At 67.7% G+C, this 25,456-nt stretch carries 24 protein-coding genes and 1 other RNA gene; 5 read left to right on the top strand and 20 right to left on the bottom strand.

Annotated elements, in window-relative coordinates; all coding sequences use genetic code 11:
- Nucleotides 1–55: 55 nt before the first annotated feature.
- Nucleotides 56–478, top strand: coding sequence for an OsmC family protein (locus AC3AP7_RS01480; protein WP_475766287.1), 423 nt, complete (start codon nt 56–58; stop codon nt 476–478).
- A 65-nt stretch (nt 479–543) separates the two neighbouring features.
- Here AC3AP7_RS01480 and rnpB read toward each other — a convergent pair.
- From rnpB to AC3AP7_RS01460, 4 genes are all read right to left on the bottom strand, one after another.
- Nucleotides 544–955, bottom strand: an RNA gene (gene rnpB, locus AC3AP7_RS01475) — RNase P RNA component class A.
- A 69-nt stretch (nt 956–1,024) separates the two neighbouring features.
- Nucleotides 1,025–1,846 (bottom strand): DUF3025 domain-containing protein, encoded by an 822-nt coding sequence (locus AC3AP7_RS01470; protein WP_475767846.1) that lies wholly within the window; start codon nt 1,844–1,846, stop codon nt 1,025–1,027.
- Nucleotides 1,847–1,923: 77 nt separating this feature from the next.
- Entirely contained in the window at nt 1,924–2,985 is a 1,062-nt protein-coding gene (gene pyrC / locus AC3AP7_RS01465) for a dihydroorotase (RefSeq protein ID WP_475766289.1), read from the bottom strand.
- The gene (locus tag AC3AP7_RS01460; RefSeq protein ID WP_475766291.1) at nt 2,982–3,173 is read right to left on the bottom strand and encodes a hypothetical protein; all 192 of its coding nucleotides are present in this window, start codon (nt 3,171–3,173) and stop codon (nt 2,982–2,984) included. The genes pyrC and AC3AP7_RS01460 overlap by 4 nt, the downstream gene beginning before the upstream one ends.
- 41 nt (nt 3,174–3,214) lie before the next feature.
- Between AC3AP7_RS01460 and AC3AP7_RS01455 the strand changes: the two genes are divergently transcribed.
- Entirely contained in the window at nt 3,215–4,138 is a 924-nt protein-coding gene (locus AC3AP7_RS01455) for a class II glutamine amidotransferase (protein WP_475766293.1), read from the top strand.
- A 111-nt stretch (nt 4,139–4,249) separates the two neighbouring features.
- Here AC3AP7_RS01455 and AC3AP7_RS01450 read toward each other — a convergent pair whose 3' ends face one another.
- The 3 genes from AC3AP7_RS01450 to AC3AP7_RS01440 form a co-directional block, all read right to left on the bottom strand.
- A complete protein-coding gene (locus AC3AP7_RS01450; protein ID WP_475766295.1) occupies nt 4,250–4,975 on the bottom strand; it encodes an amino acid ABC transporter ATP-binding protein in 726 nt (241 codons plus the stop codon).
- A 305-nt stretch (nt 4,976–5,280) separates the two neighbouring features.
- A complete protein-coding gene (locus tag AC3AP7_RS01445; protein ID WP_475766297.1) occupies nt 5,281–6,585 on the bottom strand; it encodes a Glu/Leu/Phe/Val family dehydrogenase in 1,305 nt (434 codons plus the stop codon).
- Nucleotides 6,586–6,779: 194 nt separating this feature from the next.
- Nucleotides 6,780–7,736, bottom strand: coding sequence for a LysR family transcriptional regulator (locus AC3AP7_RS01440; protein ID WP_475766300.1), 957 nt, complete (start codon nt 7,734–7,736; stop codon nt 6,780–6,782).
- Between the two features lie 167 nt (nt 7,737–7,903).
- Between AC3AP7_RS01440 and purB the strand changes: the two genes are divergently transcribed.
- Nucleotides 7,904–9,292, top strand: a complete 1,389-nt coding sequence (gene purB, locus AC3AP7_RS01435) for an adenylosuccinate lyase (protein WP_475766302.1) — start codon at nt 7,904–7,906, stop codon at nt 9,290–9,292.
- Between the two features lie 103 nt (nt 9,293–9,395).
- Here the strand turns inward: purB and AC3AP7_RS01430 are convergent, their stop codons facing one another.
- The 4 genes from AC3AP7_RS01430 to edd all read right to left on the bottom strand — a co-directional run bounded on the left by AC3AP7_RS01430 (nt 9,396) and on the right by edd (nt 14,161).
- Complete coding sequence (locus tag AC3AP7_RS01430; RefSeq protein ID WP_475766304.1) at nt 9,396–9,890, bottom strand: gluconokinase; 495 nt, start codon at nt 9,888–9,890, stop codon at nt 9,396–9,398.
- Nucleotides 9,891–9,899: 9 nt separating this feature from the next.
- Nucleotides 9,900–11,261: a GntP family permease gene (locus AC3AP7_RS01425; protein WP_475766307.1), complete on the bottom strand. Its 1,362-nt coding sequence runs from the start codon at nt 11,259–11,261 to the stop codon at nt 9,900–9,902.
- 385 nt (nt 11,262–11,646) lie between these two features.
- A complete protein-coding gene (gene eda / locus AC3AP7_RS01420; protein ID WP_475766309.1) occupies nt 11,647–12,288 on the bottom strand; it encodes a bifunctional 4-hydroxy-2-oxoglutarate aldolase/2-dehydro-3-deoxy-phosphogluconate aldolase in 642 nt (213 codons plus the stop codon).
- Between the two features lies 1 nt (nt 12,289).
- Complete coding sequence (edd, locus tag AC3AP7_RS01415) at nt 12,290–14,161, bottom strand: phosphogluconate dehydratase (RefSeq protein ID WP_475766311.1); 1,872 nt, start codon at nt 14,159–14,161, stop codon at nt 12,290–12,292.
- A gap of 293 nt (nt 14,162–14,454) precedes the next feature.
- On the opposite strand from edd, the gene AC3AP7_RS01410 reads away from it, so the two are divergent.
- The gene (locus AC3AP7_RS01410) at nt 14,455–15,300 is read left to right on the top strand and encodes a MurR/RpiR family transcriptional regulator (RefSeq protein ID WP_475766314.1); all 846 of its coding nucleotides are present in this window, start codon (nt 14,455–14,457) and stop codon (nt 15,298–15,300) included.
- A gap of 8 nt (nt 15,301–15,308) precedes the next feature.
- On the opposite strand, the gene AC3AP7_RS01405 is transcribed toward AC3AP7_RS01410, so the two are convergent.
- The 9 genes from AC3AP7_RS01405 to AC3AP7_RS01365 all read right to left on the bottom strand — a co-directional run bounded on the left by AC3AP7_RS01405 (nt 15,309) and on the right by AC3AP7_RS01365 (nt 24,825).
- Nucleotides 15,309–15,725 (bottom strand): CopD family protein, encoded by a 417-nt coding sequence (locus AC3AP7_RS01405; protein WP_475766319.1) that lies wholly within the window; start codon nt 15,723–15,725, stop codon nt 15,309–15,311.
- 58 nt (nt 15,726–15,783) lie between these two features.
- Nucleotides 15,784–17,055 (bottom strand): glutamate-5-semialdehyde dehydrogenase, encoded by a 1,272-nt coding sequence (locus tag AC3AP7_RS01400; protein ID WP_475766321.1) that lies wholly within the window; start codon nt 17,053–17,055, stop codon nt 15,784–15,786.
- A gap of 205 nt (nt 17,056–17,260) precedes the next feature.
- Nucleotides 17,261–18,412 carry a DNA polymerase III subunit delta gene (gene holA, locus AC3AP7_RS01395; protein WP_475766324.1) on the bottom strand — a complete coding sequence of 384 codons (1,152 nt, stop codon included), beginning with the start codon at nt 18,410–18,412 and terminating at the stop codon, nt 17,261–17,263.
- Nucleotides 18,413–18,460: 48 nt separating this feature from the next.
- On the bottom strand, nt 18,461–19,012 hold the full coding sequence (locus AC3AP7_RS01390; RefSeq protein WP_475766326.1) for an LPS-assembly lipoprotein LptE: 552 nt from the start codon (nt 19,010–19,012) through the stop codon (nt 18,461–18,463).
- 76 nt (nt 19,013–19,088) lie between these two features.
- Nucleotides 19,089–21,680: a leucine--tRNA ligase gene (gene leuS / locus AC3AP7_RS01385; protein WP_475766329.1), complete on the bottom strand. Its 2,592-nt coding sequence runs from the start codon at nt 21,678–21,680 to the stop codon at nt 19,089–19,091.
- Between the two features lie 174 nt (nt 21,681–21,854).
- On the bottom strand, nt 21,855–22,286 hold the full coding sequence (locus AC3AP7_RS01380; RefSeq protein ID WP_475767848.1) for an ExbD/TolR family protein: 432 nt from the start codon (nt 22,284–22,286) through the stop codon (nt 21,855–21,857).
- Nucleotides 22,287–22,315: 29 nt separating this feature from the next.
- Nucleotides 22,316–22,978, bottom strand: a complete 663-nt coding sequence (locus AC3AP7_RS01375; RefSeq protein ID WP_475766331.1) for a MotA/TolQ/ExbB proton channel family protein — start codon at nt 22,976–22,978, stop codon at nt 22,316–22,318.
- 52 nt (nt 22,979–23,030) lie between these two features.
- Complete coding sequence (gene dapB, locus AC3AP7_RS01370) at nt 23,031–23,828, bottom strand: 4-hydroxy-tetrahydrodipicolinate reductase (protein ID WP_475766333.1); 798 nt, start codon at nt 23,826–23,828, stop codon at nt 23,031–23,033.
- Between the two features lie 160 nt (nt 23,829–23,988).
- On the bottom strand, nt 23,989–24,825 hold the full coding sequence (locus AC3AP7_RS01365; RefSeq protein WP_475766336.1) for an outer membrane protein assembly factor BamE: 837 nt from the start codon (nt 24,823–24,825) through the stop codon (nt 23,989–23,991).
- A gap of 124 nt (nt 24,826–24,949) precedes the next feature.
- On the opposite strand from AC3AP7_RS01365, the gene fur reads away from it, so the two are divergent.
- Complete coding sequence (gene fur / locus AC3AP7_RS01360) at nt 24,950–25,378, top strand: ferric iron uptake transcriptional regulator (protein ID WP_475766339.1); 429 nt, start codon at nt 24,950–24,952, stop codon at nt 25,376–25,378.
- Nucleotides 25,379–25,456 lie beyond the last annotated feature (78 nt).

Here is a 25,456-nt window from a genome sequence, read left to right as displayed (position 1 = left end):
GCGGACCGCGGGCTACAATGCCGACTCGAATTCAAGCGCACGCGGGAGTACACGCATGGAATGCAAAGTAAGCTGGATGGGACAGGACGGCATGGCGTTCGCGGCCGAAACCGGTAGCGGCCACCTCGTCGCGATGGACGGCGCCCCCGAAGGCGGCGGCCGCAACCTCGCCCCGCGGCCGATGGAAATGGTGCTGCTCGGCACCGGCGGCTGCACCGCCTATGACGTCGTGATGATCCTGAAGAAGAGCCGCCAGGAGATCGCCGGCTGCTCGGTCACGCTGAAGGCGGAACGCGCGAGCGAAGACCCGAAGGTGTTCACGAAGGTCCACTTCCACTTCACGGTCACCGGCAAGAACCTGAATCCGGCCACGGTCGAGCGGGCGATCAACCTGTCGCACGACAAGTATTGTTCGGCGTCGATCATGATCGCGAAGACGGCCGAACTCACGCACTCGTTCGAAATCGTCGCAAGCTGACCGCGCGAGCGCGCATCCAAAAAAAATGCCGGCGTCCTTGCGGACGCCGGCATTCGTTCATTTAGCGGCAAAGCGGGCCGATAAGCCGGATTCTGTGCACGCAACGCGCCAAAGCGCGCTGCGCGTGGCAGCCATTCCTCTAGGCGCGCCATTGCTGACGCGCTCAAGCTTCCTACCCGCAGACGAGACGGGGGCCCCGTCCTGCATCGCGAAGATGCGCGCCTGCCTACTTGGAATTGCTCCGGGTGGAGGTTACCGTGCCGGTCTGCGTCGCCGCAGCCGCGGTGCGCTCTTACCGCACCGTTTCACCCTTGCCTGATCCCGGCTTGCGCCGGGCCATCGGCGGTTTGCTTTCTGTTGCCCTGTTCCGCGTGTCGCCACGGATGGCCGTTAGCCATCACCCTGCCCTGTGGAGTCCGGACTTTCCTCGCCCCCGCCGGCCGAAACCGCCGGGGCCGCGACTGCCTGGCCCGCTTTGCTGGCGGCGATTTTACCATCCCCGGCCGGCGAAGCGTCCTCGCCGGTCCGACCGGCGATCTTCCCGACTCATGACGCGCCCTGCCCGGCCGCCAGACCGGCGTCACGCCCCCGGCGCCCGGCGCGAAACACCGCAGCATCCGCATAGAACGACGCCGACGCGTTCGCCGGCCACCAGCCGGGAATCCCGAGCACCGGCAGCGGCGCGAACAGGCGCGGCGTCAACGCCGGATTCGCGCAGAGCGCCTCGCCGACCGTCGCGTCGAGCCAGGCGTCCCGCGCAACGCGGTCCCAGCCGAAATAGGCGGCGGGCACGTCGACGATCCATGCGTGCCCGGTGCAGGCCTTGTAGGGCGTCATGAGCTTTTCGAGCAGCGCGTGACCGAAACAGCGCGCTTCGCACCGGCTTCCCCACGCGTCGCGGTTCGCGACGCATAGCGTCGTCCAGTCGAAGCGGCGCAGCGCCGCGCACAGCGCCGGATCGGCGCACGCGAACAGCAGCGCGTTCTCGTCGAAGAGCGTCAGCGCATCGCGCACGTCGCCGCGCGTCGGCCCGACGCCGAGCCGATCGAGCGCCTGCGCCTGGCGCGCGTTCAGCGCCGCCTTGATGCGCGGAAACGCAAACCACACCGATGCGTTGAAGAAGTCGTGCAGGTTGTGGCGCGTCGGCACCCCACCCGTCGCCGCGATGTGCGCCTCGTACGCGCTGCCCGCGGGCAGCGCGTCCTGTGCAATGAACGCGAGCGGCTTGCCGCGGCCCGTCACATGCGCCGACTGCCGCGCATCGTCGTTCATCCGTGCGAGCAGTTCGGCTGCGCCGGCACACGCCGCGCGCTGCCAGCGCTCGCCGCGCGCGGCAAACGGCGCGAACCACGGCGCCGACCAGTCGATATCGGCAAAGCCGGCCCGCGTGCCGGGCGGCGCAGCTGCCCCGTCGGACGGCCGCGGGACGCCGCCCGGACGGCCGCTCAAACCAGGCGCCAGCCGATCGTTTCGCCGCCGCGCAGCGGCACGACCGGCGTATCGCCTGCCGATACTTCGGCCGGCAGCGTCCACGCCTCGCGGCGCAGCGTCACGCGTTCGGTGCTGCGCGGCAAGCGGTAGAAGTCCGCGCCGAAGAAGCTCGCGAACCCTTCGAGCCGATCGAGCGCCCCCGCGCCGTCGAACGCCTCGGCGTACAGTTCGAGCGCATGCAGCGCGGTGTAGCAGCCCGCGCAGCCGCACGCATGCTCCTTGAGCCCCTTCGGATGCGGCGCGCTGTCGGTGCCGAGGAAAAAGCGCGGATTGCCCGACGTCGCCGCCTCGACGAGCGCAACCCGGTGGGTTTCGCGCTTGAGCACCGGCAAACAGTAGTAGTGCGGACGAATGCCGCCCTGGAAGATCGCGTTGCGGTTGTACAGCAGATGGTGCGCGGTGATCGTCGCGCCGAGCTGGCCGGGCGCGGCGTCGGCCTCGCGCACGTAATCGGCGGCGTCCTTCGTCGTGATGTGCTCGAACACCACCTTCAGCGCCGGGAACATGCGCCGCAGCGGCGTCATCACGCGGTCGATGAACACCTTCTCGCGATCGAACAGATCGATCGCGCTGTCCGTCACCTCGCCGTGCACGAGCAGCGGCATGCCGGCGTCCTGCATCGCTTCGAGCGTCTTCGCGCATTTCGCGAGATCGGTCACGCCCGCGTCCGAGTTCGTCGTCGCGCCGGCCGGATACAGCTTCACGCCGTGCACGAAGCCGCTGTCGCGCGCGCGGCGGATTTCGTCCGGCGGCGTGTTGTCGGTGAGGTAGAGCGTCATCAGCGGCTCGAACGTCATGCCGACCGGCAGCGCGGCGAGAATGCGCTCGCGGTACGCGTGCGCCATCGCGGTCGTCGTGACCGGCGGCTTCAGGTTCGGCATGATGATCGCGCGGCCGAACTGGCGCGCGGTGTGCGGCAGCACCGCCGCGAGCATCGCGCCGTCGCGCACGTGCAGATGCCAGTCGTCGGGGCGGGCGAGCGTGAGGGAATCGGGAGCAGCAGGGGCAGCGGTCATGGCAGGCAATGAACAGACACGGAAACGGAAAAGAACGCGCCGGGAAAGCAGGAACGCGCGCAAACCAGCGCAGCCGGCGCCTCGACGACACGGATGCAGACGTGGACAAACCGCAACGCCGCGGCTCGCATGCCCGTCAATTCGCTATTTGACGCGCCGGGCTCGGTGATATGCTTGGAAATCGTCATTGTAACGGGTCGTTCCCGTTCACACGCTCCGCATCTGCACCATGTGCCAACTTCTCGGAATGAACTGCGCCGCGCCGACGGATGTCACGTTCTCCTTCACCGGTTTTGCGGCGCGCGGCGGCGTCACCGATCATCACGCCGACGGCTGGGGCATCGCGTTCTTCGAGGACAAGGCCTGCCGCCTGTTCATCGATCACCAGTCGTCCGCCACGTCGCCGATCGCCGACATGGTCAAGCGCTACCCGATCAAGTCGAAGAACACGATCGCACACATCCGCAAGGCCACCCAGGGGCACATCCTGCTGGAGAACTGCCATCCGTTCATGCGCGAACTGTGGGGCCGCCACTGGATCTTCGCGCACAACGGCGACCTGCAAGGCTACGCGCCGTTCCTGAGCGGCGTCTACCAGCCGGTCGGCACGACCGACAGCGAACTCGCGTTCTGCGCGTTGCTGCAAGGTCTGCGCAAGGAGTTCCCGAGCACGCAGCCGCCCCTCGACGAACTGTTCGCGGCGCTCGGCGTGCTCACACGCGACATCACGCAGTCCGGCGTGTTCAATTTTCTGATGTCCAACGGCCAGGCGCTGTTCGCGCACTGCTCGACGAACCTGCACTATCTGGTGCGCCGCTGGCCGTTCTCGACCGCGCACCTGGTCGACGCGGACGTGTCGATCGACTTCGCGAAATACACGACACCCGAGGATCGGGTCGCGGTGATCGCCACCCAGCCGCTCACCGACGATGAAGTGTGGACCGCCTTCGCGCCCGGCGACCTGCTGATGTTCCAGCACGGCGAGGTGGTCGGCCGCCTCGCGGTGCCGGTGCCGCCGTGCGTGCTCGCGAAGCTGCGCGATCCGGCGAGCGACGCATCGGCTTCGTCGCCGGCCACGCTGGCGTGCGCCGCGGCCGGCGGGGATCCGCTCGACGCCGAAGCCGCCGACGACGCCGCGGCGTTCGAATCCTGACGCCACGGGGCGCGCCGCCCGCCCCGCTCTCCTGCCCATGCTGCCCATGAAAAAGCCGCTTCGATCCGAAGCGGCCTGGGCGTTGATGCGCGGCGGAAAAGCGCGCCGCGCCTAGTGAAGAATCTTCGCGAGAAACTCGCGGGCGCGCTCGGACTTCGGATTCGCGAAGAACGCGTCCTTGCGGTCGTCCTCGACGATCGCGCCCTGGTCCATGAAGATCACGCGGTGCGCGACCTTCCGCGCGAAGCCCATTTCGTGCGTCACGCACATCATCGTCATGCCTTCCTGCGCGAGTTCGACCATGACGTCGAGCACCTCGTTGATCATCTCCGGGTCGAGCGCCGAGGTCGGCTCATCGAACAGCATCGCGATCGGGTCCATCGACAGCGCGCGCGCAATCGCGACGCGCTGCTGCTGGCCGCCGGAGAGCTGGCCGGGAAACTTGTCCGCATGCGCGCGCAGACCGACGCGCTCCAGCAACCCGAGCGCCTTCGCGACCGCCTCGTCCTTCGAGCGGCCGAGCACCTTGATCTGCGCGAGCGTCAGATTGTCCGTGATCGACAGGTGCGGGAACAGCTCGAAATGCTGGAACACCATACCCACCTTCGCGCGCAGCTTCGACAGGTTGGTCTTGCGGTCGCCGACCGACTGGCCGTCGATGACGATTTCGCCCTGCTGGAACGGTTCGAGACCGTTGACCGTCTTGATCAGCGTGGACTTGCCGGAGCCCGACGGCCCGCAGACGACCACCACTTCGCCCTTGCTGACCTCCGTCGTGCAATTGGTCAGCACCTGAAACTGCCCATACCACTTCGAGACGTTCTGGATCGAAATCATGTTGCGACTTTCCTCTCTATACCTTTGACTGCCTTCGACTGCCTTCGACTGCCTTCGACCGCCTTTGACCGCCTTTGACCGCTGCCGGCCGAGCCATCCCGGCGCCGGCGCCCCGCAAAACGGAACCTGCCCGCGAACAGTACCATTTCGGCACCCCAGCCGTCACGGCGGTCAATATTCGGCGGCCATCCCGCGGGCGTCCGGCAGAAAAAAAGCGGACGATACCGCAAGGGTAACGTCCGCCGAGTGAGACTCGCAGCCTGGCGGGCCGCGGAGCCACAAGGGAAAGAGGAGAACCTGACGGATCAGGGGTACAGGCCGCGCAGCTCGCGCGCCTGCAGGATGCGCTTGCACGCGACGATGAACGCGGCGGTACGCAGCGACACGTTCTGTTCGCTCGCGACCTGCCATACCGCGGCGAACGCCTCGCGCATCACGCGCTCCAGACGCTGGTTGATCTCGTCCTCGGTCCAGAAGAAGCTCGAAAAGTCCTGCACCCACTCGAAATACGACACCGTCACGCCGCCCGCATTTGCAACGACGTCGGGAATCACGAGAATGCCCTTGTCGTGCAGGATGTCGTCCGCCGCGGTCGTGGTCGGACCGTTCGCGCCCTCGACGATGATCTTTGTCCGGATCCGGTTCGCGTTGGCTTCGGTGATCTGGTTTTCGAGCGCCGCCGGAATCAGGATGTCCGATTCGATGGACCAGAAATCGTCGTTCGCGATCGTGTCCGCCTCCGCGTAGCCGCCGACCCCGCCGTGCTTCGCGACGTGTTCGAGCAGCGCGACCGCGTCGATGCCCGACGCGCGGTACAGCGTGCCGGTGTGATCCTGCACCGCGACGACCTTCGCGCCGGCCTCCTGGAAGAGCCGCGCGGCGATCCCGCCGACGTTGCCGAAGCCCTGCACCGCGACGCGCGCGCCGGCGACGTCGAAACCGGTGCGGCGTGCCGCTTCCGCGCCGACCACGAACACGCCGCGGCCGGTGGCTTCGCGGCGGCCGAGCGAGCCGCCGAGCGTGATCGGCTTGCCGGTCACGACACCCGTGGCCGTCTGGCCCTGGTTCATCGAGTAGGTGTCCATCATCCACGCCATGATCTGCTCGTTCGTGTTCACGTCCGGCGCGGGGATGTCGGTGTTCGGTCCGATGATGATGCCGATCTCGCTCGTGTAGCGGCGCGTGACGCGCTCGAGCTCGCCGCGCGACAGCTTGCGCGGATCGACCCGGATGCCGCCCTTCGCGCCGCCATACGGCACGTTCACGGCCGCGTTCTTCACCGACATCCACGCGGACAGCGCCATCACTTCGGAGAGCGTGACATCCTGGTGGTAACGCACGCCGCCCTTGCCCGGGCCGCGCGATACGTTGTGCTGAACCCGGTAGCCCTCGAAGTGCGCGACCGTGCCGTTGTCGAGTTCGATCGGCACGTCGACGATCAGAATGCGCTTCGGACGCTTCAGGGTTTCGAGCCAGCGCGACAGCGGGCCGAGATACGGCGCGACGCGGTCGACCTGGCGCAGGTAGTTGCCCCAGGGGCCCAGGTTCTCGCTATTCAGGTACGACGGAACGGACGGCGAAATCGATGCGGACTGCGGTTGGGATGACATGAACGCTCCAAGCGTTTTGACCGGATGCCCCCATTGTCGAAAATCGCGAATTCGAAATCCAATGCCGTTTGATCATCCCATTATGTTTTTTCTGCATAACGCGGAAATCTCGCAAGAACGTGTCGCAGCGGGCACCGCCGGCGGCAGGCTTACGCGAGACTTTCGGCGCCGGGCCTGATGCGGACGCGAACGCGTCAGGCGGCCTCGCGCGCGAGTTCGCCCGCGACCGCGTCCCACAGACCGCGCAGCAGATGATGACGCGGATCGTCGCCCTGCACGGCGAGCTTGTCGCGATACAGCCGGATCTCCATGGTCAGCGTGAACTGGCCTTCGACGCCGCCGCGCATCGCGCGGTCGAGCCGGATCAGCTTGCCGTCCGCGACCGTATCCTCGACCGCGCTGTGCGGCAGGAACGCCACCCCGTGGCCGACCAGCGCCATGGCCTTCAGCGCCTCGGCCATGTCGGTTTCGTAGACGCGGTCGAGCGACAGCCGCACCGGCGCATTGGCGAAGATCACCTCGGTCATGCGTCCGAGGTACGCGTTCGGCGTGTACGACAGATACGGCGTCGGCGCTTCGGGCGTGCCCGGCAGCGTGTGACGGGCGCGCCCGCCGCGCCCCGGCGCCGAAAACGGGCTGATCGACTCGATGCCGAGCGTCAGCATGTCGTAGCGCGCGGGATCGAGCGCGACCGGGTGGCTCGGGTGGTGATATCCCATCACCAGATCGCAGCCGCCCTCGACCAGCGACAGCACCGCGTCGTGCACGTTCAGCGCGCGCAGCCGGGTGTGCACGGGGCCGAGCTTCGCCTCGATGCGCTGCAGCCAGCGCGGAAAATAGGTGAGCGACAGCGTATGCGGCACCGCGAATTCGATCGTCGCGGCCGGCGTGGCCGTGTGGCCCCGCAGCAGCGTGCGGGCCTCGTGGAACTGCGACAGCATCGCGAGCGCCTGCTCGTAGAACACCTGGCCCGCCGCGGTCAGCCGCGTCGGATAAACCGAACGATCGATCAGTTCGGTGCCAAGCCACGCTTCGAGTGCCTGGATGCGCCGCGAGAAGGCCGGCTGCGTGACGTGGCGCAGCTCCGCGGACCGGCTAAAGCTGTGCGTCTCCGCGAGCGAAACGAAGTCTTCGAGCCATTTGAGTTCCATGCGGACCCTGTCGCCGACGCAGAAGGAGAAGTCTGCATTCTAGCGGGGCCGGCGGCACGCGGGGCCGCGCACGCGAGCGGCTGCGGCGCGGATGGCGCCCGCGCGCGGTGGTAAAATGCGCGGTTCCCCCTTTTCCCGATCGGCTCGTCGAGCCGTCATCGTTGATCATGTCCGACACCCGCCCCGATACCCTGTTTGCGCTCACCGCGCTCTCCCCGCTCGACGGCCGCTACGCGTCGAAAACCGAAGCCCTGCGCGACTGGCTATCGGAAGCGGCGTTCATGCGCCATCGCGTGACGGTCGAGATTCACTGGCTGATCGCGCTGTCGCACGCCGGCTTCCCCGAAGTGCCGCGCTTTTCGCCCGCATCCGAGCAGTTCCTGCTGCAGCTCGCCGAGCGCTTCACCGCGCACGACGCGGCGCGCATCAAGGAGATCGAGCGCGTCACGAATCACGACGTGAAGGCAGTCGAATACTGGCTCAAGGAATCGGTGAAGGGCCAGCCGGAGCTGGAGCGCGCGAGCGAGTTCATCCACTTCGCGTGCACGTCGGAAGACATCAACAACACGTCGCACGGCCTGATGCTCGCCGGCGCGCGCGAGCACGTGATCCTGCCGGCGCTGCGCGCGGTGCACCAGCGCCTCGTCGCGCTCGCCCATGCGAACGCCGCCCAGCCGATGCTCTCGCGCACGCACGGCCAGCCCGCGAGCCCGACCACGCTCGGCAAGGAAATCGCCAATGTCGCGGCGCGCCTCGCACGCGCGATCGAGCGCATCGCGAAGGTCGAACTGCTTGGCAAGATGAACGGCGCGGTCGGCAACTTCAACGCGCATCTGTCCGCGTATCCGGAGTTCGACTGGGAAGCGTTTGCGCGCGAAGTCGTCGAGAAGCGGCTGAAGCTCGCGTTCAATCCGTACACCATCCAGATCGAGCCGCACGACTACATGGCCGAGCTGTTCGACGCGCTCGCGCGCGCGAACACGATCCTGCTCGATCTCGACCGCGACGTCTGGGGCTACATCTCGCTCGGCTACTTCCGCCAGCGCACGAAGGCAGGCGAAATCGGCTCGTCGACGATGCCGCACAAGGTCAACCCGATCGACTTCGAAAACTCCGAGGGCAATCTCGGCCTCGCGAACGCGACGCTGCGCCACCTGTCGGAGAAGCTGCCGGTATCGCGCTGGCAGCGCGACCTGACCGACTCGACGGTGCTGCGCAACATCGGCGTGGCGTTCGGTTACTCGCTGCTCGCCTATGACGCGCTGATTCGCGGCCTCGACAAGCTCGAAGTGAACGCCCAGCGCCTGAACGACGACCTCGACGCGTGCTGGGAAGTGCTCGCCGAGCCGGTGCAGACAGTCATGCGCCGCTACGGCATCGAGAATCCGTACGAGCAGCTGAAAGAACTGACGCGCGGCAAGGGCATCACGCGCGAGGCGCTGCAGACCTTCATCGCGGGGCTGAACATTCCGGCCGACGCGAAGGCGCGCCTGCTCGCGATGACGCCGGGCTCGTATGTCGGCAAGGCGATCGAACTCGCACAGCGGATCGCCTGACGCTTCCGCTCGCCGATGCCGCCGCCATGCTCTGCGGCGGCGGACATGAAAAATGGCGCTCCCCGGAGCGCCATTTTTCATTGGGCGGGCACGCCGCGCGGCGTCACCGCTGCTTCATCTGCCGCAGCACCTCATCGACGATCTGCTCCGGCGTCTGCTCGATGCCGACCACGATCGCCTCGTCCGCGCCCGGCTCTTCGAGCGTCTCGAGCTGGCTCTGCAGCAGCGACGGGTCGAAGAAATGCCCGGTCCGGTGTTCGAGACGCGCATGCAGCGTCTCGACGCTGCCCTTCAGGTAGACGAACACCACGTCGCGATCGCCGCCGCGCAGCACGTCGCGATACGCGCGCCTGAGCGACGAGCAGGTGAACACCGCGGTCTCGTGCGCGCGCTGCCGCTCCTCGATCGCCGCGCGGATCGTGCGCAGCCACGGCCAGCGGTCTTCGTCGGTGAGCGGGATGCCGCGGTGCATCTTGTCCTTGTTGGCCGCGCTGTGGAACGCGTCGCCGTCGGTAAACGTGCAGCCGAGACGCTGCGCCAGCAACTCGCCGACCAGCGATTTGCCGGCGCCCGACACGCCCATTGCGATCAGAATCATGCCTGCTCCTTACACCAGCGTCGCGAGCGCGAAGGTCAACGCGAGGCCCACCACCGAGATGATCGTTTCGCACAACGACCAGGTCTTGAAGGTCTGTCCGACCGTCATGCCGAAGTACTCCTTGATCAGCCAGAAACCGCCGTCATTGACGTGCGAGAAAATCAGCGAACCGGTGCCGGTCGCGAGCACCAGCATCTCCGGCTCGACGTGCACGCCGCTCGCCGACGCGATCGGCGCGACGATGCCGCACGCGGTAGTCATCGCCACCGTCGCGGAACCGGTCGCGAGCCGGATCAGCGCGGCCACCAGCCAGCCGAACAGCAGCGGCGACAGATGCGCGGCGGTCGCCGCGTGCACGATCTCCTTCGCCACGCCGCTGTCCATCAGCACGCGCCCGAAGCCGCCGCCCGCGCCCACGATCAGCGTGATGCCGGCAATCGGCGCAAGACACTCGCCGCAGAACTTCTGGATCTGCTCGCGGTTGAAACCGCGTTGCGCGCCGAAGGTCCAGAAGCTGACCAGCACCGCGATCAGCAGCGCGACGTCGGGGTTGCCGATGAAACGCAGCGCGTGATTCGGCGCCGTATCCGGCGCGAACGCGAGGTCCGCCCAACTGCCGATCAGCATCAGGATCACCGGCAGCAGGATCGTGAAAAGCGTCACGCCGAAACCCGGCAGCGCGCGTTTTTCCTGCCCCGCGCCCGACGCGATGAACTGCGCGGCGAGCGCGTTCTCCTGCGGCAATCTGATCTGGCGGCTCACCAGCAGCGCGAACAGCGGACCGGCGATGATCGCGGTCGGCACGCCGACGATCAGCCCATACGCAATCGTCTTGCCGACATCCGCGTGATAGGCCTGCACCGCGAGCATCGCGGCCGGGTGCGGCGGAATCAGCCCGTGCACCACCGACAGCCCCGCGACCATCGGCAGGCCGATCAGCAGCAGCGACTTGTTGGTGCGCCGCGCGACGTTGAACGCAATCGGGATCAGCAGCACGAAGCCCACTTCGAAGAACACCGGCAAGCCGACGATGATCGCGACGCACATCATCGCCCAGTGAATGTTCTTTTCGCCGAACCAGTCGATCAGCGTGGTCGCGATGCGCTCCGCGCCGCCGGACTCGGCCATCATCTTGCCGAGCATCGTGCCAAGACCGACCACGATCGCGATGTGCCCGAGCGTGCCGCCGTTGCCGGTCTCGAACGACTTGACGATCGCATCCATCGGCATGCCGGCCACGAGGCCGAGCGCGAGCGACACGATGATCAGGACGAGGAACGGATACACCTTGAAGCGCGTAATCAGCAGGATCAGCGCAGCGACGGCGATTAGCGCCTCGATCAGCAGCAAGCTGCCGTGGTCAGCTCCCATGAAGCGTCTCCTTATGCGATATGGATTATTCGCAACGGCCCCAGGAACGGCGGGCCGTCATCGTGGCACGCGTGCGGCGTGGCATTCGCTGCGCCGGCGCGGTCGCTGAATTCTACTGTTTGTCTGGATCGGTGCGTGCCCGGAGTCAGCGCATGGCGCGGCCGCACGGGCTGCACGCCGCATGTTGCACGTCGCGCGTTGCACGTCGCGCGTTGCACGTCGCGCGTTGCACGTCGCGCGTTGCACGTCGCGCGTTGCACGTTGTACGTTGTACGTTGTACGTTGCACGTCGCGCGTTGCACGTTGCACGTTGCACGCCGCACGCCGCACGAGGCAAGCGCCGCAACGCACGGCGCGCGCCTCATGCAATCGCGCGCAATCGCACTCAGTGCGTCGGCGACGCCAGCTGACTCGCCGCGCGTGCGAGGCGCGTCACTTCGTCCCAGTTCTGCGCGGCGAGCGCCGACTTCGGCGTGAGCCACGAGCCGCCGACGCAGACGACGTTCGGCTGCGCGAGGAAATTGGGCGCGGTTTCGGGCGTGATGCCGCCCGTCGGGCAGAACCGCAGCGTCGGGAACGGGCCGTGGAACGCCTGCAGCATCGCCACGCCCCCCGCCTGCTGGGCCGGAAAGAACTTGACGATCTCGTAGCCGAGTTCGAGGGCGGCGATGATGTCGGTCGGCGTCATCACGCCCGGCAGCAACGGCAGGCCGGCGTCCTGCGCGGCCTGATGCATCTCCTTCGTGAGACCGGGCGACACGCCGAAGCGCGCGCCGGCTTTCCTCGCGAGCGCACAGTGCTCGGGCTTCGTGATCGTGCCGACGCCGACCACGATGTCCTCGGCCAGCTGGCTCGCGCGCTCGATCGCCTGCAGGCCCGCCGCGGTGCGCAGCGTGATTTCCAGCACCTTGACGCCGCCCGCATGCAGCGCGCGCGACACGTGCTCGCCCTGCTCCACCGAATCGAACGCGAGCACCGGAATCACCGGGCCGAGGCGGACGATCTCGCTCACTTTCAATGCACTCATTTCAGACTCCTTGTTGCTGCGGCGCGTGGTCCGCATGCGTTTCACCGACCATCGGCCCGAACACCGACGCACCCTGCTCCGCGGGCGCTGCCGCCGCGCGGAATACGCCGAACAGCTCGCGGCCGAAGCCCACTTCGTTGGCCGCCTGATGCAGCGGTTGCGCAACCGGACGGCTCGCCCATTCGGCCGCATCGATCTCGATGTCGAGCACGCCCGCTTCCGCGTCGATCACCAGCATGTCGCCGCTCGCGACCTTGCCGAGCGGCCCCTGCAGGAGCGCTTCGGGCGACACGTGAATCACCGCCGGCACCTTGCCCGAGGCGCCGGACATGCGCCCGTCGGTGACGAGCGCGACGTGAAAACCCTGATCCTGCAGCACGCCGAGCAGCGGCGTCAAACGGTGCAGCTCCGGCATGCCGTTCGCGCGCGCGCCCTGGAAACGCACGACCGCGACGAAGTCGCGCTTCAGCTCGCCGTTGTCGAACGCTTCCTGCACCGCCTCCTGCGAATCGAACACGAGTGCCGGCGCGCGCACCTTGCGATGCTGCGGCGCGACCGCCGAAATCTTGATCACGCCGCGGCCAAGCCGGCCCTGCATCAGGCGCAGGCCGCCATCCGGCTGGAACGGTTCGGCGATGCCGCGCAGCACGGCGCTGTCCTGGCTCTGCGCAACGCCCGGCACCCACGCGAGCGCGCCGTCGATCAGCTTCGGCTCGTGCGTGTAGTGCGTGAGGCCCTTGCCGGCCACCGTGTTGACGTCCTCATGCAGCAGCCCCGCTTCGAGCAGGTTGCGCACGAGGAATGCGACGCCGCCCGCCGCGTGGAAGTGGTTCACGTCCGCCTTGCCGTTCGGATAGATCTTCGCGAGCAGCGGCACGCTCTGCGACAGCGCGTCGAAGTCGTCCCAGTCGATCACGATGCCGGCCGCGCGCGCGATCGCCACGAGGTGCAGCGTGTGGTTGGTCGAGCCGCCGGTCGCGAGCAGCGCGACGATCCCGTTGACGATCGCCTTCTCGTCGACCACGTGGCCGATCGGCGTGTACTGGCCGCGCTCGACCGTCAGGTCGAGCACGCGGCGCGCGGCGGCAGCGGTCAGCGCATCGCGCAGCGGCGTATGCGGGTGCACGAACGCCGAGCCGGGCAGATGCAGGCCCATCACCTCCATCAGCATCTGGTTGCTGTTGGCGGTGCCGTAGAACGTGCAGGTGCCGTGACCGTGGTAGGCAGCCGCTTCTGCTTCGAGCAGCGCCGAGCGGTCGCACTGGCCGGTCGCGAACTGCTGGCGGATCTTCGCCTTGTCGTCGTTGCCGAGGCCGCTCGTCATCGGGCCGGCGGGCACGAAGATGGTCGGCAGATGGCCGAACTGCAGCGCGCCGATCAGCAGGCCCGGCACGATCTTGTCGCACACGCCGAGGCACAGCGCCGCATCGAACATGTTGTGCGTGAGCGCGACCGCGGTGCTCATCGCGATCACTTCGCGCGAGAACAGCGACAGCTCCATCCCGGCATTGCCCTGCGTGATGCCGTCGCACATCGCCGGCACGCCGCCCGCGAACTGCGCGACCCCGCCGTTCTCGCGCGCGGCCGCCTTGATGATGTCCGGAAAGCTGCGGTACGGCGCGTGCGCGGACAGCATCTCGTTGTAGGACGACACGATGCCGATGTTCGGCTCGCGGATCTGCTTGATCGCGAGCTTGTCCTTGCCTTCGAGCCCCGCAAAGCCGTGCGCGAGATTCGCGCAGGACAGCGCGCCGCGCGCCGGAAAACGGCCCTGCGCGGCGTCGATGCGGGCAAGGTAGGCGGCCCGGGTGGGACGGCTGCGTTCGATCACGCGCTGCGTGACCTCGAGCAAATGCGAATGCGGGGAAACCATCGAAGCTCCTTCGTCGCTGGCGCAAGCGGCGCACGCACCGTGCCAGGTGGGATCGCGGGAATGTCATCCTGAAATGGACGACGGCGTGATATTAGTAGAAAAACTACACGTCCGCAATGCGGATTAGCCCGGCGCCCACGCGCCGCCCCATTTCCGTCTTGCGCTTTTCTGCAGGCCCAGAAAACCGATCGGAGCGGGACTCAAGGGAATACCCTTACGCGCTTTATGTAGTTTTTGTACAGAACCACAATCGGATATAGTCCACGCATCTTTCAGCATAGTGCGAGTTTTCAATGATGCTGTCCCAGGTGGAAGCGATGCGCGACCAGTTGCGGCCGTCGGAGCGCAAGCTGGCCGATTACGTCATCGAGGCGCCGCGCGAGGTGCTCGATCTGTCGATGACCGAAGTCGCGGCGCGGGCGGGCGTGAGCCAGCCGACCATCGCGCGCTTTTGCCACGCGCTGGGCTTTTCCGGTTTTCGCGAATTCAAGATCCGGCTGGCGCAGGCCGTTGCCGGCGCGGTGCCCGCCGTCTATCGCGACGTGCGCCCCGACGAGCCGACGCCGGGTGTCGCGGCGAAGGTGCTCGACCGCACGATCGGCGCGCTGATCCAGGTGCGCAATACGCTCTCGACCGACAGCGTCGCCGCGGCGATTGCGCTGCTCGCCGACGCGAAGCGCATCGAGTTCTACGGCGCGGGCGGCTCGGGCATTGCCGCGCTCGATGTCCAGCACAAGTTTTTCCGGCTCGGCATGCCGAGCGTCGCGTACTCGGACCCGCACACGTTCCTGATGTCCGCCGCGCTGCTCGGCGCAGGCGACGTCGTGGTGGCGATCTCGAACACGGGCCGCACGCGCGACATCGTCGAGGCCGCGCGCGCAGCGCTTGCCGCGGGCGCGAAGGTGATTGCGATCACGCACGGGAACTCGCCGCTCGCGCGCCTCGCGACGGTGGGGCTGTTTGCGAATGTCGACGAAGACACCGACATCTTTTCACCGATGACGTCGCGGGTGTCGCACCTCGCGATCGGCGACATTCTCGCGGTCGGCGTGGCGCTGAGCCGCGGCCCCGAACTGGTCGGCAAGCTCGCGCAGGCCAAGGACGTGATCGATCGCAGGCGGATCGATCCGCGCGGCTGACGCCGCGCTCAGAACGGCTTGATCACCACCAGCGCGACCGCGGCAAGCAGGCCGAGCACGGGCAGCTCGTTGAACATCCGATACCAGCGGTGCGAGCGGCGGTTCTCGCCGCGCTCGAACGTGGCGAGCAGGCGGCCGCAGTACGCGTGATAGAGGATCAGCAGCACGACGACGCCGAGCTTCGCGTGCATCCAGCCCTGCCCGCGGCCGATCCCGACCACGAGCCACAGCCACAGCCCGCAGGCGAGCGCCGGGAACGCGATGATCGTCATGAAGCGGTACAGCTTGCGCGCCATCACCAGCAGACGCGCGGTTGCGGCGGGCTCGGTCTCCATCGCCAGATTGACGAAGATCCGCGGCAGGTAGAACAACCCGGCGAACCAGGAGGCAACGAGGACGATATGAAAGGTTTTGATCCAGAGCATCGGCGATCCTGGTACCGCGTAGGGCGACATGACGATGTGGCAGGCGGACGGCAGGCGCTTATTGCCGCCCTTCCCCATGCCCGAGCACGATGTACTTCAGCGACGTCAGCCCTTCGAGTCCGACCGGGCCGCGCGCATGCAGCTTGTCGTTCGAAATGCCGATCTCCGCGCCGAGGCCGAATTCGAAGCCGTCCGCGAAGCGCGTCGACGCGTTGACCATCACGCTCGCCGAATCCACTTCGCGCAGGAAGCGCATCGCGCGGTCGTGGTCTTCGGTGACGATCGCGTCGGTGTGGGCGGAGCCGTACGTATTGATGTGCTCGATCGCCGCGTCGAGATCCTCCACGACCTTGATCGCGAGCACCGGCGCCAGATATTCGGTGCGCCAGTCTTCCCCGGTCGCATCGACGAGCGGGCCGACGCGCGCCGCCTCCAGCACCGCGCGCGCCGCCGGGTCGACGCGCAGTTCGACCTCCTTCGCGCGATACAGCTTGCCGAGCGGCGGCAGCACGTCCGCCGCGATGCCGCGCGCGACCAGCAGCGTTTCCATCGTGTTGCAGGTGCCGTAGCGGTGCGTCTTCGCGTTGTCGCACACCGCGAGCGCCTTGGCCAGATCGGCGCGCTCGTCGACGTACACGTGGCAGATGCCGTCGAGATGCTTGATCATCGGCACGCGCGCCTCTTCCATCAGCCGTGCGATCAGGCTCTTGCCGCCGCGCGGCACGATCACGTCGACATACTCGGTCATCGTGATCAGCACGCCCACCGCCGCGCGGTCCGCGGTCCCGACCACCTGCACCGCGTCCTGCGGCAGTCCGGCGGCGTCGAGCCCTTCGGCGATCAGCGCCGCGAGCGCGGTGTTGCATTCGAGCGCCTCCGAGCCGCCGCGCAGGATCGCCGCATTGCCGGACTTCAGGCACAGCGCGGCCGCGTCGATCGTCACGTTCGGCCGCGATTCGTAGATGATGCCGATCACGCCGAGCGGCACACGCATCTGCCCGACCTGGATGCCGCTCGGACGGTACTTCAGATTGCTGATTTCGCCGATCGGATCGGGCAGCGCCGCGACCTGGCGCAGGCCTTCGACCATCGACTTCAGCGCCTTGTCCGACAACGTCAGACGGTCGATGAACGCGGCGTCGAGCCCCTTCTCGCGGGCCCGCGCGACGTCGCGCGCATTGGCCGCCTTCAGCGGCGCGGCGTCGCGCTCGATCGCGCACGCAATGGCTTCGAGCGCGGCGTTGCGCGTGGCGGTCGATGCCCGCGCCATGGCGCGCGAGGCGCGGCGCGCGCGGCGCCCGAGGTCGGTCATGTACTGGTCGATATCCATCGTGATTCTCGTCGTGGCGCAGCCGCTGGCAGACGGCGCGCGATCAAAATGTACCCAACATCCCGCGATTTTACGGCGTGCGGACGCGCGCTGCGCTGCGGCGCGTTGCGTTGCGTTGTACCGGCCGGACCGGCGCCTGGCACACGCGCCGTTTCAGGCCGGCCGGTACACCCCGTGTTTCAGGCAGGCCGGCGCACCTCGTGTTTCAAGCCGGCCGGCGTGCGGTCGCGCCCGGCCGTGCCGGCGCGGGCCGCCCCGGTGACGGCGCCGTGTTCGGCGGCGCCGCCGTGTTCGGCGGCGGCGCCGCCACCGACATGGCCAGTTCGAACAGCCCATCCCACGGGTCGGGCGGCGGCGCTTGACGGGCGTCGCCGCGCAGGCCGCCGGACAGCCCCTTCACCTGCCGGTCGAGCTTCGCGGCAAGCGCGAGCGCGTTTTCGAGGACCGCGTCGGTCACGCGCGCGAGCGCCGGCCCGATCAGCCGCTCGCGCGGCCCCCAGACGCGGTTCTCGCGCGTGAGCATCGCGAGCGGCTTGCCGGCCGCGACGCCGCGCCTGATCCGCAGCAGCGTGCGGATTTCCTCGACGATCGCCCACAGCACCAGCACCGCCGCCTCGCCTTCCCCGCGCAGGCCGTCGAGCATGCGCGCAAGCCGGCTCACGTCGCCTGCGAGCATTGCTTCATTGAGCTTGAACACGTCGTAGCGGGCGACGTTGAGCACCGCGTCCTGCACCTGCGCGAGGCTCAGCACGCCGGCCGGATACAGCAGGCCGAGCTTCTGGATCTCCTGGTGCGCGGCGAGCAGATTGCCCTCGACGCGCTCCGCGACGAACTGCAGCGCCCGCCGGCCCTCTTCGCCGGCCGCGACGCGCTGCCCCTGCAGCCCGAGCCGCTGGCCGACCCAGTTCGGTAACTGCGCCCGCTCGACCGGATCGATCTTCAGCGCGACACCGGCTTCGGCGAGCGCGGTGAACCACGCCGATTTCTGCGTGGCCGCATCGAGCCGCGGCAGCGTGACGATCGTCAATACGTCCGCGTTCTGCGGATTGACCGCGGCGGCCAGCGTTCTCAGCACGTCGCCGCCCTCCTTGCCGGGCTTGCCGGTCGGGATGCGCAGCTCGACGAGCTGGCGGTCGCCGAACAGCGACATCGACTGGCTTGCGCCCAGCAGCACGCTCCAGTCGAAGCCGCGCTCGACGGTAAACACCGAGCGATCGGTGTAGCCCGCGGCGCGCGCATTCGCGCGGATCCGGTCGACCGCTTCCTGGGCGAGCAGGTGTTCGTCGCCGTAGACGACGTACAGGCCCGCCAGCCCTTTCGCGAGGTGGGCGTCGAGCGCCTCAGGTCGCAGTTGCATGGCGTTGGATCGACGGCAAGGTGAGCACGGACATCACGGCGCCGGCCCTCACAGCGGCGGCGGCGGCAGCGGCGCCTGCGGCGCGACGGCCGGCACACCCTGCCCCGGCGCCGGATGCAGCGAATGCACGACCGCCAGGCGGCGCGTCAGCTGGTCGACCGCGTCGTTCTGCATGTCGGTGAACAGCAGGTCCGACTCCGCGGCCTTCGCCTGCGCATACTGGTCGCTGTAGGTCATCGCGCGGTTCAGCGAAATCACGCTGCCCGGAATCAGCACGGTGCCGTCCGCGCCCGCCAGCGAATAGTTGAGCACGTAATTCACCTGGTATTCCTCGACGACGCCCTGGGAATTCATCGTCAACGTGCTGACGCTGCGCCCCTCGGACACGTGCAGCACGGCGTCGGCATTCAGCGGCGAGCTGACCACGACGGTGTCGCTGCCGCCCTGGATGATGCGCGTCAGCCGGCCGAGGAACGCCGGCGGCGCGCCCACGACCGCGAGGCGCTTGAACGGATAGTTCTCTTCGCCGCGCAGCTGGAAGCCGCAGGCGGAGAGCATCAGCACACTGCACGCGAGCGTCAAAAACGATCTGCGAGTCACATTGGCTCCTGGTTCGCAGTAGGTCCGGCCGGATCCGGGTCGGGCTCCGGGTACGGTGCCGCCGCGCGAAACGGCGTCAGACGACGACGTTCACGAGACGCCCCGCGACGATGACGATCTTCTTCGGCGGACGGCCTTCGCTGAACTTCACGCACATCTCGTGCGCGAGCGCGGCCTGTTCGATCGTCTCGCGCGCCGCATCCTTCGCGACCGTCAGCGCACCGCGCACCTTGCCGTTCACCTGCAGCACGAGTTCGATCTCAGCCAGTTCGAGCGCCTGTTCGTCGACCTTCGGCCACGGCGCATCGAGCAGCGTGCCGAACTCGTCCGCATAACCGAGCGCCTGCCACAGCTGGAACGTGATGTGCGGCACGACCGGATACAGCACGCGCAGCAGCACGCCATACGTTTCGCGCAGCACGGCCGGGGTTGCGCCCTTCGCGCTGTCGACCGCGTTGAGCATCTTCATCGCCGCCGAGACGACCGTGTTGTACTGCAGACGCTGGTAGTCGAAATCCGCCTGCTTCAGCACGCTGTGAATCTCGCGACGCAGCGCCTTGTCGGCCTCGCCGCCAGCGGCGGCGCCGGCCGCGCCGCGCGTGCGCAGCACCGCTTCGTTGGCCTGCCCGAAGCTCCACACGCGGCGCAGGAAGCGGCTCGCGCCTTCGACGCCCGCGCCCGACCATTCGAGCTGCTGCTCCGGCGGCGCGGCGAACATCGTGAACAGACGGGCGGTGTCGGCGCCGTACTGGTCGATCAGCACCTGCGGATCGACGCCGTTGTTCTTCGACTTCGACATCTTCTCGACGCCGCCGAGCACCACCGCCTGGCCGTCGGCGTTCAGCACCGCGCCGAGCGGACGGCCCTTGTCGTCATGCGTGACCGTCACGTCGGCCGGGTTGTACCAGGTCTTCTTGCCGGCGGCGTCTTCGCGATAGAACGTCTCGTTGAGCACCATCCCCTGCGTGAGCAGGTTCTTCGCCGGTTCGCCGAACGTCACGATGCCCAGATCGCGCGACACCTTGGCCCAGAAGCGCGAATACAGCAGATGCAGGATCGCGTGCTCGATGCCGCCGATGTACTGGTCCATCGGCATCCAGTAATCGGTGCGCGCGTCGACCATCGTTGCCGCGTCCGGCGCCGCGTAGCGGTAGAAGTACCACGACGAGTCGACGAACGTGTCCATCGTGTCGGTTTCGCGCTTCGCGGGCGCGCCGCAGGCCGGGCACGTGCAGTTCACGAAGGCGTCGGACTTCGCGAGCGGATTGCCGCTGCCGTCCGGCACCAGATCCTCCGGCAGCACGACCGGCAGATCCTGCTCGGGCACCGGCACGTCGCCGCAGTCCGGGCAATGGATGATCGGAATCGGCGTACCCCAGTAGCGCTGGCGCGACACGCCCCAGTCGCGCAGGCGATAGGTGACCTGCTTGTCGCCGACGCCGAGCGCGTGCAGGTCGCGCGCGATCGCGTCGACCGCCTGCGGGTAGTCGAGCCCGTCGTACTTGCCGCTGTTGACCAGCACGCCGTTCTTGTCGCCGTACCATTCCTGCCATGCGTCGGTGGAAAAGGGCTTGCCTTCGACGGCGACCACCTGCTTCACCGGCAGGCCGTATTTCTTCACGAATGCGAAGTCGCGCTCGTCGTGCGCCGGCACGCCCATCACCGCGCCTTCGCCGTAGCTCATCAGCACGTAGTTGCCGATCCACACCTCGACCTTCTGCTGCGTGAGCGGGTGCGTGACGTAAAAGCCGGTGGCCATGCCCTTCTTTTCCATCGTCGCCACGTCCGCCTCGGCCACGCCGCCGCGCTTGCATTCGTCGATGAACGCCTGCAGCGCCGGCTGGTCCGCGGCGAGCCGCGTGGCGAGCGGATGCTCGGCCGCGACCGCGCAGAAGGTCACGCCCATGATCGTGTCGGCGCGCGTCGTGAACACGCGCAGGAGCTTATTTTCGCCGTCGATTTCATACGGGAAGCCGAAATTCACGCCGAAGCTCTTGCCGATCCAGTTCTGCTGCATCACCTTCACGCGCTCCGGCCAGCCGAGCCCTTCGAGGTCGTTCAGCAGTTCGTCCGCGTACTGCGTGATGCGCATGTAGTACATCGGGATCTCGCGCTTCTCGACGAGCGCGCCCGAGCGCCAGCCGCGCCCGTCGATCACCTGCTCGTTCGCGAGCACGGTCTGGTCGACCGGATCCCAGTTCACCGTGCCGGTCTTCTTGTAGACGATGCCCTTCTCGAGCATCTTCAGGAACAGCCACTGGTTCCAGCGGTAGTAGTCGGGGCTGCAGGTGGCGACTTCGCGCGACCAGTCGATCGCGAGACCCATCGACTGCATCTGCTTCTTCATGTACGCGATGTTGTCGTAGGTCCACTTCGCCGGCGGCACGTTGTTGGCCATCGCGGCGTTTTCCGCGGGCATGCCGAACGCGTCCCAGCCCATCGGCATCAGCACGTTGTAGCCGTTCATCCGCAGATAACGGTACATCACGTCGTTGATCGTGTAGTTGCGCACGTGCCCCATGTGCAGCTTGCCCGACGGATACGGCAGCATCGAAACGCAGTAGAACTTGGGCTTGTCGGTGGTTTCCGTCGTCTTGTAGGCGTCGCTGGCGCGCCACTGCGCCTGCGCGGCGGCTTCGACGTCGGAGGGAACGTATTTTTCGTGCATGGTTCGATGGGATCGTCGGGTTCGGTGCGTCCGCACCGGGCCTGGTGCTGGGCTGGATCAAAGCGCCCCGTTCTGCGGAGCAAACGCTGATTATACCGTTCGCGCCACGCCGCGCTGCGCATCGCAGCCACGCGCGGGCACCGCGGAAGTGCGCTGCGCGCACGGCGGCGGCGCCTACTTCGCCGGCGGCCCGGGCGGCGGTTGCGTCACGAAGCCGAGCCGCTCGATGCCGGCCTGCTGCGCCGCGCCCATCACCTGGGCGATCACGTCGTAACGGGTGGCGCGCGCCGCGCGCAACTGGATCTCCGGCTGCGGCGCCGCGCGCCCCGCGTCGGCCAGACGCGCGCGCATCTGGGCCGCCGTGACCGGCGTGCCATCCCAGTAGATCCGGCCGGCGGCGTCGATCGACAGCGCGATCGTCCGCGCGGTCGGCGGCGCGGGCGCGGCCGCGACCTTCGGCAGATCGACGCGGATCGCGTGCGTCAGCAGCGGCGCAGTAATGATGAAGATGACGAGCAGCACCAGCATCACGTCGATCAGCGGCGTCATGTTGATGTCCGCCATCGGCGCTTCGCGTGGCCTGTTCTCGAGTCCGCCGAATGCCATGGTGGGTGCCTCGCCGAGCGTGCCGACGCTCAGGCCGGCGCGCAGACGCACGCGTGCAGGTCGTGCGCGAAGCCGTCCAGATCCTCGGACAGCTGGCGCGCAAGCCGGCCCAGCACGTTGTACGCAAGCACTGCGGGAATCGCGACCACGAGGCCGAAGGCGGTCATGATCAGCGCCTCGCCGACCGGTCCCGCGACGTTTTCGATCATCGCGCTGCCGCTCGCGGCAATGCTGCCGAGCGCGTGATAGATCCCCCAGACCGTGCCGAGCAGGCCGACGAACGGCGCGGTGCTGCCCACCGACGCAAGCAGCACCTGGCCGAATTCGAGCCGCCGCTGCGAGCGATTGAGCGCCACCCGCAGCGCGCGCAGCACCTGCTCGCTGCGCTCGACGCGCGCGAGCAGCGCATCGGGATGGGCGGCTTCGCTCGCCTGCAGCGCGGCTTCGGCGAGCGGCGCGAAGACCCGCTCGCGATCGGCGCGCCGCAGCGCCGCGACGCCGTCGGCCAGCGTGGAGGCCTGCCAGAACTGCGCGAGCGCGCGCGGGGCCTCGCGCTTCGCGCGGCCGAGCATCCAGCCCTTGACGATCAGGAAGCACCAGCTCGCGACCGACATCGCGAGCAGCACGTAGGCCACCGAATGCGTGATCGCGTCGCTGGTTTGCAGATAATGCACGATGCCGGTGCCTGCCATGAAACCTCGCGGTCGAACGGCGCGCGTGCGCGCCCTTGCAGGAGCGCCGCGCCTAGCGCAGGCCGAGCACGTCCTGCATGTCGTACAGGCCGCTCGTGCGGCCTTCGAGGAAACGCACCGCGCGCAGCGCACCCTGTGCATAGGACAGGCGGCTTGCCGATTTGTGCGTGATTTCGATGCGCTCGCCGATGCCGGCGAACAGCACCGTGTGGTCGCCCACGATGTCGCCGCCGCGGATCGCCGAAAAGCCGATCGTCGACGGATCGCGCTCGCCGGTGACGCCCTCGCGGCCGTACACCGCGCATGCGTCGAGATCGCGGCCGAGCGCGCTTGCGATCACTTCGCCCATTGCAAGCGCCGTGCCGGACGGCGCATCGACCTTGTGGCGGTGATGCGCCTCGATGATCTCGATGTCGTAGCCGGTCGCGAAATGGCGCGCGGCAAAGTCGAGCAGCTTCATCGTGACGTTGACGCCGACGCTCATGTTGGCGGAAAACACGAGCGCGATCCGTTGCGCGGCCGCGCCCAGTTGCGCCTTCTGGTCCGCGTCGAAGCCGGTGGTGCCGATCACCATCTTCACGCCGTGGCGCTGCGCCGCCTCCAGATGCACGAGGGTGCCCGCCGGGCGCGTGAAGTCGATCAGATAGTCGGATTCGGCCAGCACGCGTTCGAGATCGTCCGTGACCGGGACGCCGGTCCGCTTGCCGAGGAACGCGCCTGCGTCCTCGCCGCACTCCGGCGTGCCGGCAGGCACGAGCGCGCCGGACAGCGTCGCGTCCGGGTCGTTCAGAACGGTTTCGATCAGCATCCGGCCCATCCGGCCCGATGCACCAGCAATGGCGATCTTCATGGCGAATACGTGTAAATGCGGCGTGTAAATGCGACGTATAAATGCGGCGTGCAAAAGCCGCGTGTCAAAGCGACAGGCGAAGGCGACGCGCAGAAGCGCGGCGCGCGCGACGGAGTCGGCGCGCCGCGAAATCCCGTCCGCCCGCGCCGCGCCCCGTCCGTCAGCTACCGCTGTTCGACGACGAGGACGACGACGTGAGCGGCGCGTTGTACGTCGGGCCGAGGTTGCTCTGCGACCCCGTCGGGCCCACCGGATTTTCCTGCTGCTCGTCCGGCGACGGCGTGGCAGGCGGGCGGGTGAACTTGAACTGCGGCTGGCCGGTCGCGGCGCCTTCCGCCGGGACGCCGCCCGCCGGCGGCGTGCCGGCGCGCACCGACGGCGTGGCGTCGCTCGCGGGCGCCGCCACTTCGGCCGTCGCGCGGTTGGCCGCGCGCGCGGCCCGCGCATTCGGGTCCATCGACGGCGCGCCCACCGAGGCCGACGCGGCCTCGGGTGCGGATGCCTCCTCCGGCGCGGAGGCCGCGGCCGCCGCGCTTGCCGCTGGCGGCCGCGCAACCTTCTTGCCGGTCTTGTCGCCGTCGATTTCCGCGAGCAGTTCGAGGTTGGTCGGCAGATCCTCGCCGCCCGACCAGCTCACGACGCTGTCGCCGTCGAAATGCACGACAAAGTCACGCTGCTGCACGACGCTCGTGCTGCCGCGCTTGAAGTAGAACAGGTAGTCCCAGCGGTTCGCATGGAACATGTCCGTGAGCAGCGGCGTGCCGAGCAGCTTGCGGACGTCGTCGCGCGACATGCCGACGTGCATCTGCGCGGCCTGCTCCGCGGAAACGAAGTTGCCCTGCACGATCGTGATGCGGTACGGCGTAATGCTTTGGGCGATACGTTGCGTGACGCTGTCGTAGGTGGAGCATCCGGCCAGAATCGCAACCGCCGCGGCGGCCATCAAGGTAATCCGCAAGCGGCTTCCCCGGTAGATCGATAGAGATTTTGAAATCATTTCACTCACCGTGCGGGCCCTGCTGGAACGCGAGCCGCGCGTGTTTCATTGCGTCGAAGATGACCGGGACAGCGTAAACACATTACTATTAGAACCCTGCATTGTACTCTAGGGATCCCTTGTCATGACCAATCCAACCGATCTGAAGAACATCGGCCTCAAGGCGACCCTACCGCGCCTCAAGATTCTCGAGATTTTCCAGCAAAGCCCGGTACGCCATCTGACAGCGGAAGACGTCTACCGCAGCCTGCTGCACGAGGAGCTGGACATCGGCCTCGCCACCGTCTACCGCGTGCTCACGCAGTTCGAGCAGGCGGGGCTGCTGTCGCGCAGCAACTTCGAATCCGGCAAGGCCGTGTTCGAACTGAACGAGGGGACGCACCACGATCACCTCGTGTGCATCGACTGCGGGCTGGTCGAGGAATTTTTCGACCCCGAAATCGAGAGCCGCCAGCAGGCCATCGCGAAGGAGCGCGGCTTCAAGCTGCAGGAGCACGCGCTCGCGCTGTACGGCGCCTGCACGAAGGAAAACTGCCCGCACCGCAAGCACTGAGGCCGGCCTCGCGCCGGGTGCGCCCGGCCCGGCGCGCCGTGTGTCAAAAAAAAGCCGCTCGGTGGAGCGGCTTTTTTG

It is taken from the genome of Paraburkholderia sp. PAMB 6770 (assembly GCF_057748135.1).
The sequence above is the reverse complement of the archived record's forward strand: the minus strand, read 5'-3'. Positions and strand labels throughout refer to the sequence as shown.

Coding starts and splice junctions, on each gene's coding strand:
- AC3AP7_RS01480 (WP_475766287.1), top strand. CDS start 56: ATGGAATGCAAAGTAAGCTGGATGGGACAGGACGGCATGGCGTTCGCG.
- pyrC (WP_475766289.1), bottom strand. CDS start 2,985: ATGACCGCTGCCCCTGCTGCTCCCGATTCCCTCACGCTCGCCCGCCCC.
- AC3AP7_RS01460 (WP_475766291.1), bottom strand. CDS start 3,173: ATGACGATTTCCAAGCATATCACCGAGCCCGGCGCGTCAAATAGCGAA.
- AC3AP7_RS01455 (WP_475766293.1), top strand. CDS start 3,215: ATGTGCCAACTTCTCGGAATGAACTGCGCCGCGCCGACGGATGTCACG.
- AC3AP7_RS01450 (WP_475766295.1), bottom strand. CDS start 4,975: ATGATTTCGATCCAGAACGTCTCGAAGTGGTATGGGCAGTTTCAGGTG.
- AC3AP7_RS01445 (WP_475766297.1), bottom strand. CDS start 6,585: ATGTCATCCCAACCGCAGTCCGCATCGATTTCGCCGTCCGTTCCGTCG.
- AC3AP7_RS01440 (WP_475766300.1), bottom strand. CDS start 7,736: ATGGAACTCAAATGGCTCGAAGACTTCGTTTCGCTCGCGGAGACGCAC.
- purB (WP_475766302.1), top strand. CDS start 7,904: ATGTCCGACACCCGCCCCGATACCCTGTTTGCGCTCACCGCGCTCTCC.
- AC3AP7_RS01430 (WP_475766304.1), bottom strand. CDS start 9,890: ATGATTCTGATCGCAATGGGCGTGTCGGGCGCCGGCAAATCGCTGGTC.
- AC3AP7_RS01425 (WP_475766307.1), bottom strand. CDS start 11,261: ATGGGAGCTGACCACGGCAGCTTGCTGCTGATCGAGGCGCTAATCGCC.
- eda (WP_475766309.1), bottom strand. CDS start 12,288: ATGAGTGCATTGAAAGTGAGCGAGATCGTCCGCCTCGGCCCGGTGATT.
- edd (WP_475766311.1), bottom strand. CDS start 14,161: ATGGTTTCCCCGCATTCGCATTTGCTCGAGGTCACGCAGCGCGTGATC.
- AC3AP7_RS01410 (WP_475766314.1), top strand. CDS start 14,455: ATGATGCTGTCCCAGGTGGAAGCGATGCGCGACCAGTTGCGGCCGTCG.
- AC3AP7_RS01405 (WP_475766319.1), bottom strand. CDS start 15,725: ATGCTCTGGATCAAAACCTTTCATATCGTCCTCGTTGCCTCCTGGTTC.
- AC3AP7_RS01400 (WP_475766321.1), bottom strand. CDS start 17,055: ATGGATATCGACCAGTACATGACCGACCTCGGGCGCCGCGCGCGCCGC.
- holA (WP_475766324.1), bottom strand. CDS start 18,412: ATGCAACTGCGACCTGAGGCGCTCGACGCCCACCTCGCGAAAGGGCTG.
- leuS (WP_475766329.1), bottom strand. CDS start 21,680: ATGCACGAAAAATACGTTCCCTCCGACGTCGAAGCCGCCGCGCAGGCG.
- AC3AP7_RS01380 (WP_475767848.1), bottom strand. CDS start 22,286: ATGGCATTCGGCGGACTCGAGAACAGGCCACGCGAAGCGCCGATGGCG.
- AC3AP7_RS01375 (WP_475766331.1), bottom strand. CDS start 22,978: ATGGCAGGCACCGGCATCGTGCATTATCTGCAAACCAGCGACGCGATC.
- dapB (WP_475766333.1), bottom strand. CDS start 23,828: ATGAAGATCGCCATTGCTGGTGCATCGGGCCGGATGGGCCGGATGCTG.
- AC3AP7_RS01365 (WP_475766336.1), bottom strand. CDS start 24,825: ATGATTTCAAAATCTCTATCGATCTACCGGGGAAGCCGCTTGCGGATT.
- fur (WP_475766339.1), top strand. CDS start 24,950: ATGACCAATCCAACCGATCTGAAGAACATCGGCCTCAAGGCGACCCTA.